Consider the following 17,468-nt stretch of genomic DNA (forward strand, 5'->3'; position numbering starts at 1 on the left):
CTGTCACGCTGCTGATCGACCAGGGCCTGCCATTGCTCCAGAGTGCGGTATTTTCTCATGGGAGTAACCTCTTATTGGGAAGTGAGAGGCTAATGTAGGGCGAAATTCAGTGGGGTGGCAGGACGTCTCGGAATGATCGCTTACGCACCAACTGCTGCAACGGAGCGTTCGCTCTCGGTAGTAACGTCATATACGCCGTCATCACCGCCACCGAGGTAGCCTTCAACATAAACATACATGTTATCAGACAGGTTGTGCAGAGCTTGCACGGTAACAGTATTCTTGTCAGGGTTATTGGTCGGGTCGGAGCTGAGCATTTCGTATGACAATGCAAACTGGTTGCGACCCAGTAAGTAAACGCCTTGGGGGCCATACACATCACCCACATCCTTGCGAGTCTGGTACTCGCCGGCCGGCCTCATATTATCAATAGTAATATGGTATTTTTTTATATTATTGAGATCTAAATTTAATAAAGCCTATATGGTTCAGTTAGTTAAATATTTCCCAAGGCGCTGACCTATCTGTTTTTTTAATACAACAACATTTTTGAAAATATTTAATGTTTTATTTTTAGTTCGTTTTGTACAAAAAAACAAAGTCTTAGTTCTTGTTATTTGCGCCTATAGCTTACGAATCGAGATATCGCTGGGATGTTACGTCTGGCCTGGGTGCGTAGGAACGTGTTGTTACTTTTCATCCGTTGAGTGCATGACCACCCGTTGAAAGCATGAAAGTTACCGGCCCGTCGTTGATTAAACTCACCCTCATGTCAGCACCGAAGCACCCTTCCTTTACGTTTCCAGCGCCCATTTCAGTGCGGGCGAAACCAAGGAATTCGGCGTAGATTTTTTTCGCAACCTCCGGACGGCCTGCGCGGGAGAAGCCGGGGCGAGTACCCGAGGAGGTGTCAGCAACAAGCGTAAACTGGGGAACCACAAGAAGAGCACCACCGGTATCAAGTAAACTCCGGTTTAAACGGCCCGTTTCATCGCAGAAGATACGATACGTAAGAATTTTTCGGCACAGTTCCTTTGCCTCATTTTGCCCATCTCCCTGCTCTACGCCAAGCAACACAAGAATGCCTGCGCCTATCCGTGAAATTTCACGGCCATCGACTTCAACACTCGCTTCTGACACCCGCTGGACAAGTCCTTTCATTCAGTATTGTGTTTGCTCTGGCCAAATGAGAATTAAAATCACGCAAGAGTGTATCCATGCGAATAGACTACCGCAACCTTTTCACGCTACAAGATGTTAACCCGCATTCTTCCCCATTTTAGCCATCACTTCATCAACGCCACGGATAAGCGCATCCACAATAGCGGGCTCTGTGGCTGAATGCCCTGCATCACGAATAATACGCAAATCCGCTTCCGGCCACGCCTTGCTGAGCGCGAGGGCATTGTCCAGCGGACACACCATGTCGTAACGTCCATGCACAATAATGCCTGGAATGTCCCGGAGCTTGTGTGCGTCTCTGACAATTTGATTATCCTCGAGAAACGCAGCGTTCATGAAGTAGTGACATTCGATACGCGCCAACGCAATGGCAACATGAGGATGACCGAAGTGCTCAACAACACGGGGGTTCGGGTGTAGAGTTGCGCAGCGCCCCTCCCAGACCGACCAGGCTTTGGCCGCCTGAATTTGTTCCAGTTCGTTTTTGCTGGTCAATTTGCGATAGTAAGCGCTCACCATATCCCCGCGCTCGCCTTCGGGTATCTGCGCCTCGAATTCTTGCCAGTAATCCGGGAATACGCGGCTTGCACCGTCCTGATAGAACCAGGCAATGTCTCTTGGCCGGCACAGGAAAATACCCCGAAGAACAAGACCTAACACTCGCTCGGTGTGCGCCTGGGCATAGACCAGGCTGAGAGTTGAGCCCCAACTTCCGCCAAACAACAACCATCGTTCAATGCCCAGAAACGTGCGCAGGGTTTCCATATCCTGAACCAGCTTGTCTGTGCTGTTTCCCGCAAGCTCCGCCAACGGCGTGGAGCGGCCGGCACCGCGTTGATCCATCAGGATAATCCGGAAACGTTCGGCATCGAAAAAACGGCGATGATAATCCTCACACCCTCCACCCGGGCCGCCGTGAACGAAAAGCACAGGAATTCCGTCAGGATTCCCGCTTTCCTCGACATACAACTCATGGGGCGCTTCAACCGCCAGCCGATGCTTGGCGTAGGGTTTGATGTCCGGGTACAAATTGAGCATGGGGCACTCCGCCGATCAAATGAATTTCAGTTGCAGTGTAGCGGAGTTGCATGGGTGGCGGGCTGGCGTTACGAAAAACAGCAACACAAAAAAGCCGGAGCTGTCGCCAGCACCGGCCTGATTCAAATCACAAACATTACTTCTTACCGGCGCGCTTACGATCGGTCTCGGTAAGGTGCTTTTTGCGCAGACGAATAGACTTGGGCGTAACTTCTACCAGCTCGTCGTCGTCAATAAATTCCAGCGCCTGTTCCAGGGTGAACTTGATCGGCGGCACCAGGGCAATGACCTCATCCTTGCCAGAGGCACGCATGTTGTCGAGTTTCTTGCCTTTAGTAGGGTTAATCACCAGATCGTTGTCACGACTGTGAATACCGCAAAGCTGTCCTTCGTAGACTTCCTGGCCAGGATCGAGGAAGAGCTTACCGCGGCTCTGGAGCGTTTCCAGAGAGTAGGTTAGCGCTGTGCCTTTCGCCATGGAGACCAGAACACCATTCTGACGGCTGGTGACATCGCCTACTTTGATCGGCCCGTAATGGCTGAAGGTCGAGGTAAGGATGCCAGTGCCCGACGTCATGGTCAGGAAGCTGTTACGGAAGCCAATCAGACCGCGTGCCGGAATGGTGTATTCAAGACGCATACGGCCCTTGCCATCCGGAACCATATTCGTCAGGTCACCTTTGCGCAGGCCCATTTGTTCCATTAAAGGGCCCTGATGCTGCTCTTCAATGTCGACAATGACGTTCTCGTAAGGCTCCTGCTTCTCGCCGTCTACTTCCTTGATCACCACTTCCGGGCGGCCAACCGCCAGCTCGAAGTTCTCACGGCGCATATTTTCAATCAGCACCGACAGGTGAAGCTCGCCACGCCCCGAAACCTTGAATTTGTCCATGGTTTCGCCGTCTTCAACTCGCAGGGCCACGTTGTGCAGTAGCTCTTTTTCCAGGCGTTCCTTGATGTTTCGACTGGTAACGAACTTGCCCTCTTTACCACAGAAGGGCGAATCGTTGACCTGAAACGTCATGGATACGGTGGGCTCATCTACCGTCAACGGCGGCAGGGCTTCCACGTTATTCATGTCGCACAGCGTGTCTGAGATATGCAGCTCATCCAGACCGCTGATGCAAATAATGTCGCCAGCCTGGGCTTCATTAACTTCAACCCTGTGCAGACCGGAATGACCCATGATCTTCAGGATGCGGCCCTGGCGCTTCTTACCATCGGCGCCGATCGCCACCACCGGGGTATTGGTTTTAACCTTACCGCGGGCGATACGACCGATTCCGATCACACCCAGAAAGCTGCTGTAGTCCAACTGCGAAATCTGCATCTGAAAAGGGCCGTCCATATCCACAGACGGCGCCGGCACATGATCGACAATCGACTGAAATACAGCGTCCATGTTGTCGCTGAGATCTTCATGCTCCAGGCCGGCAACACCGTTCAGCGCGCTGGCATACACAATGGGGAAATCCAGCTGTTCTTCAGTGGCACCCAGGCTGTCAAACAGATCAAACACCTGCTCTACAACCCAATCAGGGCGCGCGCCCGGCCGGTCAATCTTGTTAACCACAACAATGGGCCGCAATCCGGCTGCGAACGCTTTTTGGGTAACAAATCGAGTCTGTGGCATAGGGCCATCGATGGAGTCGACCACCAGCAGCACACAATCTACCATGCTCATTACCCGCTCTACTTCGCCACCAAAATCCGCGTGGCCCGGGGTATCTACAATGTTGATATCGTAGCCGTTCCATTTCAGCGCGGTGTTTTTGGCGAGGATGGTAATGCCACGTTCTTTTTCCTGATCGTTGGAATCCATGACGCGCTCGCTCTCGAGCTCTTTACGATCCAGCGTGCCGGATAAACGCAGCAGCTTGTCTACAAGCGTGGTTTTACCATGGTCAACGTGTGCAATAATGGCGATATTACGAAGTTTTTCAATCACAAAATTAATCCTGCGGCATGCACTAAATGACCTGAGAAGGTCGTTCGCGGGCAACACCCGCACATGCCATCTCAAATCCGTAAAATGAAATTATCCACCGAAACCGGGCGGCCCGGCGCCTCAATTGCAGCGTTCGGATTTAAAACCCGGGCCACGTGTAGAAAATGAAGCGGCGCGCAGTATATCGAAAACTCTGCACCGTTTATATGAAGAAGAACGCCTATTTCTTAATCAGTTTCGACCGGTGCGTTTCGCGCACTGTATTGGAGCGGTATCACAAGCCTTACGATAACAATGCACCATCATAGTGCAACCCGTTATAACTGTGACATACAAATCATCGGCATGCAGTTGCACAAGCCGCCCAGAGACGCCACATCCCACCGTGAAATGGCGGCCGCAAGACAACCGATCAAAACTGGCAAGCACCTTGCTTTAAAATGATCACCAGGTTTTTCGGACCTCTGTGAAGCCGAAATGTGAAGGTAAGAACCAACAGCTTTTGCTAAGCTGCGCAGACCTGATATACAACCCGGAATTCAGCCTAACGCGAAGTGTCCGGAACACCGATCACGAATACACCCGCGGTGCGGGATTACATACGGAGCATTTACAATGTCCAAGACAGTTGATTTGATCAAAGAACACGAAGTCAAATGGGTCGATATGCGCTTCACCGACACCCGGGGCAAGGAACAGCACGTCACTATTCCCGCGTCTGAAGCCAATGAAGACTTTTTTGCCGAAGGCAAGATGTTTGACGGCTCCTCCATCGCCGGCTGGAAAGGTATCAACGAATCCGACATGATCCTCATGCCGGATGACAGCAGCTCCGTTATCGACCCGTTCACCGAAGAAAGCACGATCAACATCACTTGTGACATCGTTGAGCCCTCCACCATGCAAGGATACGAGCGTGATCCGCGCTCCGTTGCCCGCCGGGCCGAAGAGTATCTGAAATCTACCGGTATCGCGGATGGCGCGCTATTCGGCCCTGAGCCTGAATTTTTCGTCTTCGATTCTGCGAAGTGGAAGTCTGATATGCAGGGCTCCATGTATGAGCTCTACTCGGAAGAAGCAGCCTGGGTTTCCGGTGACGACTTTAATCGCAACAACATCGGTCATCGCCCGGGCGTGAAAGGCGGCTACTTCCCCGTGCCTCCGGTAGACAGCCTCCACGACCTTCGCGGGGCCATGTGTGCTGCTATGGAGTCCATGGGACTGGTGATTGAAGTTCATCACCACGAGGTAGGTACAGCAGGCCAATGTGAAATTGGCGTTGGCCCCAACACGCTGACAAACAAGGCTGACGAAGTACAAATCCTTAAGTATTGCGTGCACAACGTCGCTCACGCCTATGGCAAAACCGCCACCTTTATGCCCAAGCCCGTGGTTGGCGATAACGGCTCTGGCATGCACGTTCACATGAGCCTGAACAAAGACGGTAAAAACCTCTTTGCCGGGGATAGCTACGCCGGCCTGAGCGAGATGGCGTTGTTCTACGTGGGCGGCATCATCAAGCATGCCAAGGCTATCAACGCCTTCACCAATCCGGCCACCAACAGCTACAAGCGCTTGGTGCCAGGCTACGAGGCGCCAGTCATGCTTGCGTATTCTGCCCGCAATCGCTCTGCGTCAATTCGCATTCCGTACGTGACCAGCCCGAAAGCCCGTCGTGTAGAGGTCCGCTTCCCGGACCCGGCTGCCAACCCATACCTGGCGTTCGCGGCACTGATGATGGCCGGCCTGGATGGCATCCAGAACAAGATTCACCCGGGCGATGCCATGGACAAAGACCTGTACGACCTGCCCAAAGAAGAAGCTCTCAGCATCCCGAAGGTTGCTGAAACTCTGCAGGAGGCACTGGATTGCCTGAAGGAAGATCATGAATTCCTGACCCGGGGCGGCGTGTTCACGGAGGATATGATTCAGGGCTACATCGATCTGAAGCGTGGCGAGGTTGAGCGCATCAACATGACCACCCATCCGGTTGAGTTCGAACTGTACTATTCTTGCTAATGATCGCTCCAGCGTTTGCTGCTAGCCCTGTGTCAGGCCGTTAGCAGCCTCTTGTTGGCATTTAAAGCCTCGCTCTTTAAGAGCGAGGCTTTTTTATGGGGCCGCCCTTAACGATATGTAACCAACATCTCCTCCTGCCGCATTGAAAAGGTCCGCCCGGCCATTGATAATCAGAACGAACAATACGGCAGGTTGTGCTTATGAACCCAAGGCTTGGATTGATCGCAGGGCTATTACTTCTGATCGCAGGGCCCGTGGCCGCAGAGGTCTACCGCAATGTGGATGCTCAAGGCAACGTAACCTTCTCCGACGAACCCTCAAAGGGCGCGCAGGAAGTGAAAGTGAAACCGGTGACAACGATCACCCTACCCAAACCGCAAAACGTCAGGGAAACCGACAAACTCCGGGAAGACGTAAAACGGGAAGGCTCGATCTACGAGAGCGTCTCCTTTACTTACCCCGAGGATGATCAGGCATTCAACAGCGGCAGCGGCGACGTTCGCTTTCAGATGAGCAGCAGCCCCGGACTGAAGACAAACCACAAATACGAAGTAACTCTGGACGGTCAACCCGTTGGCCAGAGCTCCTCCGGCTCGATTACCGTCCGCAATGTATTTCGCGGCACGCATGAGGCCGGCGTTTATATTGTAGACACAAACGGCGTTCAGATTAAAACCGGCAAACCCATTCGTTTTACCATTCATCGCCCTTCCATCCAGAACTGACGTCAACTCAGCGCAGCGCAGCGCACCAACATGGTGCGTCCGCCTCAGTTTTGTGCGAATATTTGGCAGCAATGAATAAAGCGCCCAAGATGCGCTATGCCCGTCCTACACAGATAAACCCTGACATAACGCGCCTCCGGCTTATTTTGTCTGTTGCCTAACAGGGCAACCTGCCTGCATTCTGAAACTGGTTCAGTTTTTGCTTACACCTATGACAGTGGTTGAGTCGAATGCAGGAAGTGCTTGGCAAGAAACCACTCCGCTTTTCCGATTAAAGCCAACAGGTAGCTCGCATGGCAAATTCATCAGCCAACGCAAATGCTCACAAGAGCATGCTGGACAACCTCACCACTGCAGTGCTTGTGCTGGAGAGCGACCTGATAATCCGTTACTTGAACCCGGCGGCAGAAAACCTGTTTGAAACCAGCATGACTCGCAGTTCAGGGCTTCATCTCGGCGACATCCTTCTTGATGCCGAAAGCACGTTTCACACCTTCAGGACTGCCGCCGCATCGGGCCGATCTTACACACGTCGGGAGACAGGCTTTCTTCTTGCCAGCGGCTCACAAAGGATCGTGGATTACACGGTTTCGTTGCTTGATCAAAACCCTGCCGCACTGCTGGTAGAAGTACAGCCTCGCGATCGTTTGCTCAGAATAAGCCGTGAAGAAGACCTGATATCCCAGCAGGAAACCACTCGAATTCTTGTGCGCGGCATGGCCCATGAAATAAAAAACCCCCTCGGCGGCATTCGCGGCGCAGCGCAATTACTTGATCGTGAACTGTCCAGTGCAGACCAGCGCGAATATACCCGAGTCATCATTGAAGAGGCCGATCGCTTGCGCAGCCTTGTTGATCGCATGCTGGGCCCGAACAAGGCGCTGAAACTGGCGCCGGTCAATATTCACGAAATTCTTGAACGAGTGCGCACGCTTCTGGAAGCGGAGAGCAAAGGTCGAGTGAAATTTCAGCGGGATTACGACCCCAGCTTGCCCGAGTTTTCGGGGGATAAAGAACAGCTGATTCAAGCCTTCCTGAACATTGCTCGCAATGCAATGGAGGCCGCCTTCGAAAGCGAGACCGAACAGGACGGTGGTAAAAAATCACCCGTCATCACATTACGAACTCGCGCCATACGACAAGCCACCATAGGCCCAAGGCGCCATCGACTTGTGTGCCGGACAGACATCATCGATAACGGCCCGGGAATTGCCCCGGAGCTGCGTCAGAATATTTTTTATCCAATGATCAGTGGTCGTGCCAACGGCACCGGCCTTGGGCTATCCATCACTCAGAGTATCATCAGCCAGCACTGCGGACTGGTTGAATGCGAGAGCGAGCCGGGCCAAACCGACTTCATCATCTTTCTGCCCCTGGAGGCCACCTCATGAGCCAACACATCGCTAACATCTGGGTTGTCGATGACGATCGCAGTATTCGCTGGGTACTCGAGCGCGCCCTGAGCCAGGCGGATATGCGGCCCACCGTTTTCGAAAGTGGTGAACACATCATGAGTCGCCTGGCGCACGAACAGCCCGACGCCATCATCAGCGATATCCGGATGCCCGGGGTGGATGGCATAACGCTGCTGTCACAGATTGTCGAAGCCTATCCAGACGTGCCCGTTATCATCATGACCGCCCATTCAGATCTGGAAAGCGCCGTGACCAGTTATCAGACCGGCGCCTTTGAATATCTACCGAAACCCTTCGATGTGGACGATGCAATTGCTCTCACAAAACGGGCTGTCGCCCACAGCAACGAAAGGCGCGCGGCGTCCAAGCCGCAGGTGGAAACGATTCAGCACAGCACAGAAATCATCGGTGAGGCTCCTGCCATGCAGGAAGTTTTCCGTGCTATCGGTCGACTTTCTCACTCCAGCATCACGGTTCTGATCAACGGCGAAAGCGGAACTGGAAAAGAGCTGGTTGCCCAGGCCCTACACAACCACAGCCCGCGAGCGCGACATCCATTTATAGCCCTCAATATGGCGGCCATTCCCCGGGATCTTATAGAGTCTGAACTCTTCGGCCATGAAAAAGGCGCCTTTACCGGGGCCACGGCGGTGCGTCAGGGTCGGTTTGAGCAAGCCAACAGCGGCACCCTGTTTCTGGATGAAATTGGTGACATGCCAGCCGATACACAAACCCGCCTGCTGCGGGTTCTCGCAGATGGCGAATTCTATCGGGTTGGGGGCACCACGCCCATCAAAGTTGATGTTCGTATTATCGCCGCCACTCACCAGAACCTGGAACGACTTGTAGACGCCGGATCGTTCAGGGAAGACCTTTTTCACCGACTGAACGTTATTCGTGTGCACCTCCCAAAGCTGGCCGAACGCCGCGAGGATATTCCCCGATTGATGAAGCACTTTCTGCAACAGGCTGCCAGAGAAATGACCGTGGAGCCGAAAATTTTACGCCCGGAAGCCGAAAGCTATCTCACAACTCTGCCCTGGCCCGGCAATGTGCGTCAGCTTGAGAACACCTGTCGATGGCTCACGGTCATGGCCAGCGGCAGAGAAGTTCATGTTGATGACCTGCCTCCCGAGTTGCGGCACCAGAGTGAGCCTCATACCATCGGGCTCACCTGGCAGGAGGGGCTCAGGAACTGGGCTGACCAGGAGTTGAAAAGAGGCGAAAAGGCCATCCTGGGGTCAGTCGTGCCCGAATTTGAAAAAATCCTGATTGAGACAGCCCTGAAACATACCGGGGGGCGCCGTCGGGACGCATCGGTTCTTCTGGGCTGGGGGCGAAATACGCTCACCCGCAAAATCAACGAACTGGGCATGGACAGCGTCGAGGAAGAATGACCGAACTTTGACAATTTCTTGATTTTTTTTTGATCCGCTACTGACTCGCACGTCTCTAATCTACACTACCTTCAATGAACCGGATTGCCGGGTGAATTCACCAGCTGCGAATTCCCCGACTATTTCCGATTAACTTCAACTGCAGAGTGCCTACATGCCGTCACTTTCTTCCCCCAAGAATCACTCACTGCCCGAACGCGTGTATCGGTGTTTCAACTGGGCCGGTGCCTACGCACCTTTATTGATGCTGTTTGTCGCCATACTGATCGTCGGCAGCCTGTCACGGGCACTGTTGGTGGCATGGCAGTTCGATCGGGTCGCGGAGACACCCGTATGGCCAGGCATCTTTTTGCAGGGCCTCCGGGTGGATATGATCATTGCCGGCATGGCCGTGGCGCCGTTGCTTTTGTTCTTACCAATTCTGGGACATCGTTTCAGTTGGGCTGCGTGGAAGCGACTGACGAGGTATTGGGCGCTGGTCGTCGTGTTCATATTTATCTTTATGGAGATCGCAACGCCAACGTTCATCACCGAGTACGATACCCGACCTAACCGGTTGTTCTTTGAATATCTGAAATACCCAAAAGAAGTGTTGAGCATGCTTTGGGAGGGTTACCTGCCTACCGTCGTGCTGGGGATCCTCCTTTGCGTATCACTAACCGTTTTGTTCGCCTGGTTAATGCGTCCCTGGTCGCGGGAAACCAATCCGCGCAGCTATCGCAAGTCGCTGCTGGCGTGGCCCATTGTTGTTCTCGCCGTCTTTATGTGCGTTCGCTCCACCACTGGCCATCGCCCCGCTAACCCCGCGATGTTTGCGTTGACGTCCGACGCCATGGTGAACTCCCTGATTATCAACTCTACCTGGTCAGTGACGAGCGCCATCTACAACCTCAAGCACGAGGCAGATGCGAGTGACACCTACGGTCAGATGGACATGTCCGACATACTGGATGAGGTCAAGAAAGCGCCCTGGCTCAGCAACGACACGTTCAACTCCAAAAAATTTCCGACGCAGCATATTCAAACGCCAGTGAAGGCGCGAGAGCACCCACTTAATCTGGTCATCGTGCTGGAAGAAAGCCTGGGCGCGACATTTGTGGAATCCCTCGGAGGCACTCCCGTTACACCTCGGCTGGAAGCCCTGAAGGATTCAGGGTGGTGGTTCGAAAACCTTTATGCAACCGGCACACGGTCTGTGCGAGGTATCGAAGCGGTGGTGTCCGGTTTCTTGCCCTCTCCTGCCCGCAGCGTGGTGAAACTCTCGCTCTCACAAACCGGTTTCTTTACGCTCGCGGGGCTGCTGAAACAACAAGGCTATGACACCGGCTTCAACTACGGTGGAGAGGCCTATTTTGACAATATGCGCAGTTTTTTTACGGGCAATGGCTTTGATTCAATCATAGATGAACTGGACTACGACAACCCCACTTTCACCGGAAGCTGGGGTGTCAGCGACGAAGATCTGTTCGCCAAAGCACATGACGATATCCAGAAGCTGCATGCAGCCGGAAAGCCTTTTTTCCGCCTGGTGTTTTCGTCGTCCAACCATACGCCGTTCGAATATCCGGACGACAGAATAGAACGCTATGACGAAGAGAAAAATACCGTCAACAACGCGGTTAAATACGCAGACCACGCCTTGGGTAATTTCATCGACACCGCACGAAGCAGCGACTACTGGAAAGACACAATCTTCCTGATTGTTGCGGATCATGATGCGCGGGTGTGGGGCGATGAGCTGGTCCCCATCAAGAATTTTCACATACCCGGGCTGATACTCGGAGCCGATATGGATAGCCGGCGCATTAAAACGTTAACAAGTCAGGTTGACCTTGCGCCCACGCTGCTGTCACTGATGGGCATTAGCAGTGAGAACCCCATGGTTGGTCGTGATCTGGTGAGGTTTCCCGACGCACCCGGGCGCGCGATCATGCAGTTCCACGACGACTACGCATGGATGGACGGCGACTACAACGTAACGATCTTGCGCCCCGATAAAAAACCGTTGGCGGGCGTTTATTCGCCGGATACCGGGAGTACCCGATACCTGGAAAGCGCGCCCGACAGTGCCGCCATAAAAAAGGCACTGGCTCATGCTCTCCTCCCGCTGAAGCTGTATCGAGAACGAGCCTATGGGTTATCCGAGTAATACACTCAGATGAGGCTATGGACGTGGATTACGAATTCCGTGCCTTCGTTGCCCGATTGCGCAATCTCCAAGTCCCAGCCCAGGCGCTCGCATACCAGCCGGACAATCAGCAACCCAAAGGTGGTGTTGCTGAATTCTCCGGTGGCCGAAGAAATAGCGTGGGGCACTCCCACAGCGTTCAGGTGTTCCGTGACTGTACTGGGCAGCCCGGCTCCGAAATCTCGCACTGAGATTCCGTTCTCGGTCATTCGAATCTCTACTTCCGCACGCGTGTGGCGAAGCGCATTCTGCAACAGATTGCGCAATAACATCCGCACCAGGGCAGGATGGGTTTTAACTCTTAGCCCCAGACTGTCGTTGTAAGCAATAATCCGGCCTGCGTGATCGGGGTTTCCATGCTCCAGATCATCAATGGTGTTCTGGACGACCTCCTGCAGCACAATGACTCTGGCATTACGCTCTGACGCCTCACTGCGGGCAAGTTCAAGCAGGACTTCCGTGTCGTCCCGCATGGTTTGCATGGCCCGGCGGATACGGCCAAGGGTTTTCTGATCTGCAGGCGACAGGCTTTGACGCTGTTCCAGCACGTTCAAGGCACCACTCACGACGGCCAAAGGTGTACGGAGTTCGTGGCTGGCGAGTTTCACAAACGATTGTTCCCGCTCGATGTGGTGTTCAAGCTCTGACAAAAACCGGTTGAATGCGTTGGCTATATCGCAAAACTCCTGATCGCGGTAGTCTGTGGCAATTTGCGGCATTGACGATCCGGGCACCGTACCCAGTACTTCACGGGTCAGTTTCTTGAAGGGACGTACCAGGTACAAGGAGCCTGTTCGAGCAACAAAATAGCCGATGAGAAGCATCAGGCTGGCCACACCAACCAAAACCATCTGAACCAGAGATTCACGATTCTCCATGATGGTAATATCCTGCGCCAGAAACAGCTTGCCTCGGGGCTCCTGTATCTGCTCACCGTGTATCAGCAGCGTTCTGCCAGCCACCTCAACTTCCCGGGAAAATGGCGTAGCGCGACTGCGATAATATTCCGGTATAGACGTCTCAGTCTCGCTTTCTGGGAGGAAAATCGCTTCCAGCCGACCCGCATGTATCGGTTTAAAGTCTCCTTTTTGAAGTTGCGCAGAGAAAAACTCCGCATCTGCCTTAAGTTCAAGCCCCAAAATGGTGCCCTCGACGTCGTTTACAAACAACTCGACAGTAAACATGGAGATGGCTGTGGTGGCCGCGATCACAAAAAACAGAGTCCGTGTCTGGCGCGTCGTTAACGATGACTTCATGGAGTATCAGCATATCCTTTGGGGGGTACTTCCAAGCTGTACCCCCGACCGTGGATTGTTTTTACCAACCCGCAGCCCAAGCCTGCCTGCAGGGATTTTCGGAGTGTGTAGATATGGGTACGCAGGCTGTTTCCCTCGGTTTCCCCGTGGCGGGCGCCCCACAAAGCTTCACTGAGAGCTTCATGACTGAGAAAACTTGGATACGCTCGCACCAACATTTCAAACAGTCGGGCCGGGGTGCCCGTCAACGCCGTTTTCAATCCACGCAACTCCACTTCCAGTGTACCCGGGTCGAACCGGATATCACCAGCCGATAAAACAGGTCGCTGCGGAGCGTAGCGCCGGTGCAGAGCTTCAATACGCAGTTGTAGCTCACGCAGTTCAAACGGCTTCACAAGGTAATCATCCGCCCCGCAATCAAACCCCTTTTCCTTGTCATTCAGGGCACTGAGTGCGGTCATCAAAATGATAGGGGTCTGGCATTGCAGGTCTTGCCGGATGCGCCGACAAATTTCATAACCGTTGACGCCAGGCAACATCAGATCCAGCACGATAACGTCGTAACTCTGCGTGGCGAGCAAATGCAATGCGGTTAATCCATCAGCAGCGAAGTCCAGCACGTAGCGATCTTCGCCCAGAAATTCGAACAGATTTTCCGCAAGGTCCACTTGATCTTCGACAATCAACAGCCTGAGCGAAGATTGGACCGTATTCTGGCGAAGAACTTGGTTAGATGTCATTCGGGCGAACTCCGTTGGCGTCAGACACCGGTTGCTCATCACGGAGCAATCCTTCAATGACCAACAATTGATACCGATAATCTTCCATCACTTTTTGAGCTGACGCGGATAAATCCGTCACTTGGTCATTCGACCAGCCTCGGGGAACCGCAACATACAAGCGCTGAAATGAGTTGGCCGCCTGCAAGCTGCGCAAATCGCTCTTGGCCACTTCAAGGGCATTTCCGTCTGAATAGAATCGCGCTGAAAATGGCAAGTCATCAAGATAGATCAAGGGGCTGCTGTTGGCGTCTTTGACCCCCTGATAATACCGTATCAGCGGCTTCTCTGTCTTGATTGGCGTCCAACCTATCACCGCCAGGCCCACGAACGCGGTCAATAATACCGGCACCAGCGCTACCAACCCAACCCGCATCCGGGATGACCAGTAAGATTCGCATTCCGAAGCCCAAAGGCCAATCAGAATGGCCGTAAACGGCAGCGAAGGTAATATGTAGGTCCAGAGGGTATTGCCGGCGAGCGTGAAAAATAACATCGGGGCCAACGCGCTCAATAGTAAAAAACGAAAGCCGGGATTAGACAGTGTTTTGCTCACCAAGCCGTTTCGACGCCGCCGAAACCACGTTAGCGCCAGACTCACCAAAGCAACAACCCCCCAGGGGAACGAAGCCCACAACCAGAACATCCAGATCATGCCTTTGGGCCGGTTATGGGCACTGCCGTATAGGTCTCCGGCCCACCCCGGGTCCAGAAACCGGCGGATATGCTCCCCTACAATAAAATAATCCAGAAATCCGGGGGTTTTGAGCTCTGCCAGAATATACCAGGGACAAACCAGCAAAGCCGTCAACAGGGTGCCTCTCCACCAGGGCAGTTTTCGCAGGTTGTTGATGGCTTCACGCCATGACATGAGCAACCACAGCACGATAGGAATGCCGACCAGAACCAAAGCCAATGGCCCCTTGGCCAGCAGCCCGATCACCAGCCCAAGAAAGAAAAGCCATCGCCAACGACCGCCGTCCCCTGTCATCACCAGACAAAAACTGACCAGAGTAAGGGTTGTACCCAGAGCCAAAAAAGAGTCTGTCATGACCGCGCCGGCGCTAATATAAGTGAGGGCCATGGTTGCGAACACCAGGCTACTCCATTGAGCCACCTGAACACTCCAGAGTTGGCGCGCTAATCGCCAGACAAGCCAAACCATGGCAAGCGTTGCCAGCCAGGAAGGAAATCGCAGTGAAAACTCCGACACCCCGAAAATCTTGATGGCGCCAGCCTGGGCCCAGAAAGACAAGGGCGGCTTGCCCCAGAAAGGAACACCGGGCTCAAACCAGGGGGTAATCCAGTCACCGGTTTCGGCCATCAAGCGGGCAATTTCAGCGTAACGAGGCTCGGTGGTATCGGCAAACGGAAAAAACGCCATACCGATGAATCGGCTAACCAGCACTGCAACCAATACCAACAACCAGATGTTAAACCGCTTTGACATGACGGGCCTCCGTCGTTTTGCGGGTAGCCTGCTGGCGCGCACCGTCTTGGCTTTCGATCACTTCGTCTGTCAGATACACAGGCCGCTGCTTCGATTCAATATAGGTTTTGCCGACGTACTCGCCTACGATGCCAATACTCATTAACTGAATGCCACCGAGAAAGCTGATGATAGCCACAAGTGAAGGATAGCCGCTGGTGGCGTCGCCCAGCATGAGTGCTTTGACCACAATCCACAGACCAAAAATCGCGCCCATACTGGCGGCAATCAGCCCGATCATCGTCGCCCATCGCAAGGGCGACACGGAAAATGACGTGAGCCCCTCCAAAGCCAGACCTACCAGCGCCGGGTAATCCCATTTCGTCTCCCCCGCCACACGACACTCACGATCGTACTGGATTACCTGAGTTGGCATACCGATCCAGGCAAACAGGCCTTTCATGTAGCGATTGCGCTCCTGGAGCGCCAGCAGGGCATCAACGGCCTTGCGACTCATCAGCCGGAAATCGCCGGTGTCCACCGGAATGTTCGTGCGACTGGTTCGATTCAGAAGCCGGTAAAAGAGATGCGCACTCCAGCGTTTAAAGGCGGTTTCGCCAGCCCGTGAGCGGCGCTGCATAAGCACCACATCGACACCGGACTGCCAGCACTCGACCATTGCCGGAATCTGTTCAGGCGGATCTTGCAGGTCGGCATCCAGCACGATAATCGCATCGCCTTTGGCATGCTCTAACCCTGCGGTCATTGCCGCTTCTTTGCCAAAATTTCGGCTCAATTTAACAAGGCGCACGCCGGGCGTTCGGGCGATCACGTCCCGAATGTACTGGGTACTGCCATCACTACTGCCATCATCAACCAGAACGACTTCCCAGTACAGGTCCAGCTTGGCAAGCACAGGCAGAACCCGGTCGAAGAAAAGAGGCAACATCGGGCGTTCGTTGAATAGCGGCACTACCAGTGATAGCAGCGGCTTATCAAACGGACCGTCAAACGACACTATGGGTTTTTCAAAGCGATTGTTCATGGAACACCAGCCTCTGGTAGACGAGATAGTTCAGAGCAGCGACAAGCCCTGTCGTCACGATTTGTGACAGCGTGACAGAAAGTGCCAGGACGCTATTAAGGAGGAAGAAAAAGACGAGATTACAGAGCCAGGCAAAGAGACAAGACCCGATATAACGCCAAAGCGTGAACCTGTGAGGGCCGGCATTGCGAAATGCCAAGCGCCGCTGGAGGCCGTAATTCAGGGCGGCTCCGGACACACTTCCGCTTGCGGTCGCCAGTATTGGCTCAACTCCGGCACCGATTAACACCGCCATCACAAGCCAATGGAACAATGTGGCAAGGCCGCCGGCAGCCATAAATCCTTGCAGTTGGCGTGGTAAGAATTTGTTCATGATGAAAAACCACCTTAACGACTGACAAAGTCGGCCTGACATTTACTGGGCACGATAGCCCACCCCATGTCACGGCTTTGTGGAGGTTTCATCAGGAATTTGTCAAAACTTGAGGCATTGCCTGAAAAGACAGCCTGAGATTCAACAAATAGCGCTGGCTATTGCGACGAAAATTGCTGGGAACTACTAACGCTTTATTGTCATTTTCAATAGTACGCGGTGAAGGACAATAGATGTGCGATCTGACACGAACGCGAAATCAACTGTATATTTTATAAGTTAAAATTTACCTTAATTACTTATAATTATAAAAATTATTGTGTTTATTTTATTCGATATTTCAGTGTCAGTTAATGATCGGTACAGACGAAGGCAATGCCCATTATCGCGCTTTGAAAGAGACGCAAAAAAATACCGCAAGTTGACTCCTGCGACTAATTAAACTCGCAAAAACTCAAGGGCCGCTGGCACGAATATTTCGTGATGGTGACTTCTCAAATGATATGTAGTACAACATACAAACCTGAAACCAAAATGAATCATGATGCATAATTTTGATAATTCAGAATGAGGAGCCTGATATGAAAAAATCATATCGAAATAATTCCAAACCGTCCTGATACAAGGAACGCCCCGAAACCAAATCGAGGCCACGGTAAGGGAAAAGCCAGACC

At 53.1% G+C, this 17,468-nt stretch carries 14 protein-coding genes; 5 read left to right on the forward strand and 9 right to left on the reverse strand.

What is annotated here, in order from left to right; genetic code table 11:
- Window positions 1-140: 140 nt before the first annotated feature.
- From ENI00_RS06650 to typA, 4 genes are all read right to left on the reverse strand, one after another.
- A complete protein-coding gene (locus ENI00_RS06650) occupies window positions 141-377 on the reverse strand; it encodes a hypothetical protein (protein WP_304100652.1) in 237 nt (78 codons plus the stop codon).
- 319 nt (window positions 378-696) lie between these two features.
- Window positions 697-1,161 (reverse strand): D-aminoacyl-tRNA deacylase, encoded by a 465-nt coding sequence (dtd, locus tag ENI00_RS06655; RefSeq protein WP_304100653.1) that lies wholly within the window; start codon window positions 1,159-1,161, stop codon window positions 697-699.
- Between the two features lie 96 nt (window positions 1,162-1,257).
- Window positions 1,258-2,220: a prolyl aminopeptidase gene (gene pip, locus ENI00_RS06660; protein WP_304100654.1), complete on the reverse strand. Its 963-nt coding sequence runs from the start codon at window positions 2,218-2,220 to the stop codon at window positions 1,258-1,260.
- Between the two features lie 136 nt (window positions 2,221-2,356).
- Window positions 2,357-4,168 (reverse strand): translational GTPase TypA, encoded by a 1,812-nt coding sequence (gene typA, locus ENI00_RS06665; RefSeq protein ID WP_304100656.1) that lies wholly within the window; start codon window positions 4,166-4,168, stop codon window positions 2,357-2,359.
- Between the two features lie 615 nt (window positions 4,169-4,783).
- Here typA and glnA point away from each other — a divergent pair.
- The 5 genes from glnA to ENI00_RS06690 all read left to right on the forward strand — a co-directional run bounded on the left by glnA (window position 4,784) and on the right by ENI00_RS06690 (window position 11,873).
- Complete coding sequence (gene glnA / locus ENI00_RS06670) at window positions 4,784-6,187, forward strand: glutamate--ammonia ligase (protein WP_304100658.1); 1,404 nt, start codon at window positions 4,784-4,786, stop codon at window positions 6,185-6,187.
- A gap of 200 nt (window positions 6,188-6,387) precedes the next feature.
- Complete coding sequence (locus ENI00_RS06675; RefSeq protein ID WP_304100660.1) at window positions 6,388-6,912, forward strand: DUF4124 domain-containing protein; 525 nt, start codon at window positions 6,388-6,390, stop codon at window positions 6,910-6,912.
- Between the two features lie 293 nt (window positions 6,913-7,205).
- The gene (gene glnL, locus ENI00_RS06680; RefSeq protein ID WP_304100661.1) at window positions 7,206-8,303 is read left to right on the forward strand and encodes a nitrogen regulation protein NR(II); all 1,098 of its coding nucleotides are present in this window, start codon (window positions 7,206-7,208) and stop codon (window positions 8,301-8,303) included.
- Window positions 8,300-9,724 carry a nitrogen regulation protein NR(I) gene (gene glnG, locus ENI00_RS06685; protein WP_304100662.1) on the forward strand — a complete coding sequence of 475 codons (1,425 nt, stop codon included), beginning with the start codon at window positions 8,300-8,302 and terminating at the stop codon, window positions 9,722-9,724. Before glnL ends, glnG begins: the two co-directional genes overlap by 4 nt.
- Window positions 9,725-9,878: 154 nt before the next feature.
- On the forward strand, window positions 9,879-11,873 hold the full coding sequence (locus ENI00_RS06690; RefSeq protein WP_304100664.1) for an LTA synthase family protein: 1,995 nt from the start codon (window positions 9,879-9,881) through the stop codon (window positions 11,871-11,873).
- Window positions 11,874-11,878: 5 nt separating this feature from the next.
- Here ENI00_RS06690 and ENI00_RS06695 read toward each other — a convergent pair whose 3' ends face one another.
- From ENI00_RS06695 to ENI00_RS06715, 5 genes are read right to left on the reverse strand one after another with little or no spacing between them, the layout of a single operon-like run.
- On the reverse strand, window positions 11,879-13,168 hold the full coding sequence (locus tag ENI00_RS06695; RefSeq protein ID WP_304100667.1) for a sensor histidine kinase: 1,290 nt from the start codon (window positions 13,166-13,168) through the stop codon (window positions 11,879-11,881).
- Window positions 13,165-13,908, reverse strand: coding sequence for a response regulator transcription factor (locus ENI00_RS06700; protein WP_304100668.1), 744 nt, complete (start codon window positions 13,906-13,908; stop codon window positions 13,165-13,167). Before ENI00_RS06700 ends, ENI00_RS06695 begins: the two co-directional genes overlap by 4 nt.
- Complete coding sequence (locus ENI00_RS06705) at window positions 13,898-15,397, reverse strand: ArnT family glycosyltransferase (RefSeq protein ID WP_304100669.1); 1,500 nt, start codon at window positions 15,395-15,397, stop codon at window positions 13,898-13,900. The genes ENI00_RS06700 and ENI00_RS06705 overlap by 11 nt, the downstream gene beginning before the upstream one ends.
- On the reverse strand, window positions 15,381-16,421 hold the full coding sequence (locus ENI00_RS06710) for a glycosyltransferase family 2 protein (RefSeq protein ID WP_304100670.1): 1,041 nt from the start codon (window positions 16,419-16,421) through the stop codon (window positions 15,381-15,383). The genes ENI00_RS06705 and ENI00_RS06710 overlap by 17 nt, the downstream gene beginning before the upstream one ends.
- Complete coding sequence (locus ENI00_RS06715) at window positions 16,405-16,794, reverse strand: GtrA family protein (protein ID WP_304100672.1); 390 nt, start codon at window positions 16,792-16,794, stop codon at window positions 16,405-16,407. Before ENI00_RS06715 ends, ENI00_RS06710 begins: the two co-directional genes overlap by 17 nt.
- Window positions 16,795-17,468 lie beyond the last annotated feature (674 nt).

It is taken from the genome of Marinobacter antarcticus (assembly GCF_011049865.1).
In the GTDB taxonomy this organism is placed as follows: Bacteria; Pseudomonadota; Gammaproteobacteria; order Pseudomonadales; family Oleiphilaceae; genus Marinobacter; species Marinobacter antarcticus_A.

Coding starts and splice junctions, on each gene's coding strand:
- ENI00_RS06700 (WP_304100668.1), bottom strand. CDS start 13,908: ATGACATCTAACCAAGTTCTTCGCCAGAATACGGTCCAATCTTCGCTC.
- ENI00_RS06690 (WP_304100664.1), top strand. CDS start 9,879: ATGCCGTCACTTTCTTCCCCCAAGAATCACTCACTGCCCGAACGCGTG.
- pip (WP_304100654.1), bottom strand. CDS start 2,220: ATGCTCAATTTGTACCCGGACATCAAACCCTACGCCAAGCATCGGCTG.
- ENI00_RS06695 (WP_304100667.1), bottom strand. CDS start 13,168: ATGAAGTCATCGTTAACGACGCGCCAGACACGGACTCTGTTTTTTGTG.
- ENI00_RS06705 (WP_304100669.1), bottom strand. CDS start 15,397: ATGTCAAAGCGGTTTAACATCTGGTTGTTGGTATTGGTTGCAGTGCTG.
- glnG (WP_304100662.1), top strand. CDS start 8,300: ATGAGCCAACACATCGCTAACATCTGGGTTGTCGATGACGATCGCAGT.
- ENI00_RS06710 (WP_304100670.1), bottom strand. CDS start 16,421: ATGAACAATCGCTTTGAAAAACCCATAGTGTCGTTTGACGGTCCGTTT.
- ENI00_RS06715 (WP_304100672.1), bottom strand. CDS start 16,794: ATGAACAAATTCTTACCACGCCAACTGCAAGGATTTATGGCTGCCGGC.
- glnL (WP_304100661.1), top strand. CDS start 7,206: ATGGCAAATTCATCAGCCAACGCAAATGCTCACAAGAGCATGCTGGAC.
- glnA (WP_304100658.1), top strand. CDS start 4,784: ATGTCCAAGACAGTTGATTTGATCAAAGAACACGAAGTCAAATGGGTC.
- ENI00_RS06675 (WP_304100660.1), top strand. CDS start 6,388: ATGAACCCAAGGCTTGGATTGATCGCAGGGCTATTACTTCTGATCGCA.
- dtd (WP_304100653.1), bottom strand. CDS start 1,161: ATGAAAGGACTTGTCCAGCGGGTGTCAGAAGCGAGTGTTGAAGTCGAT.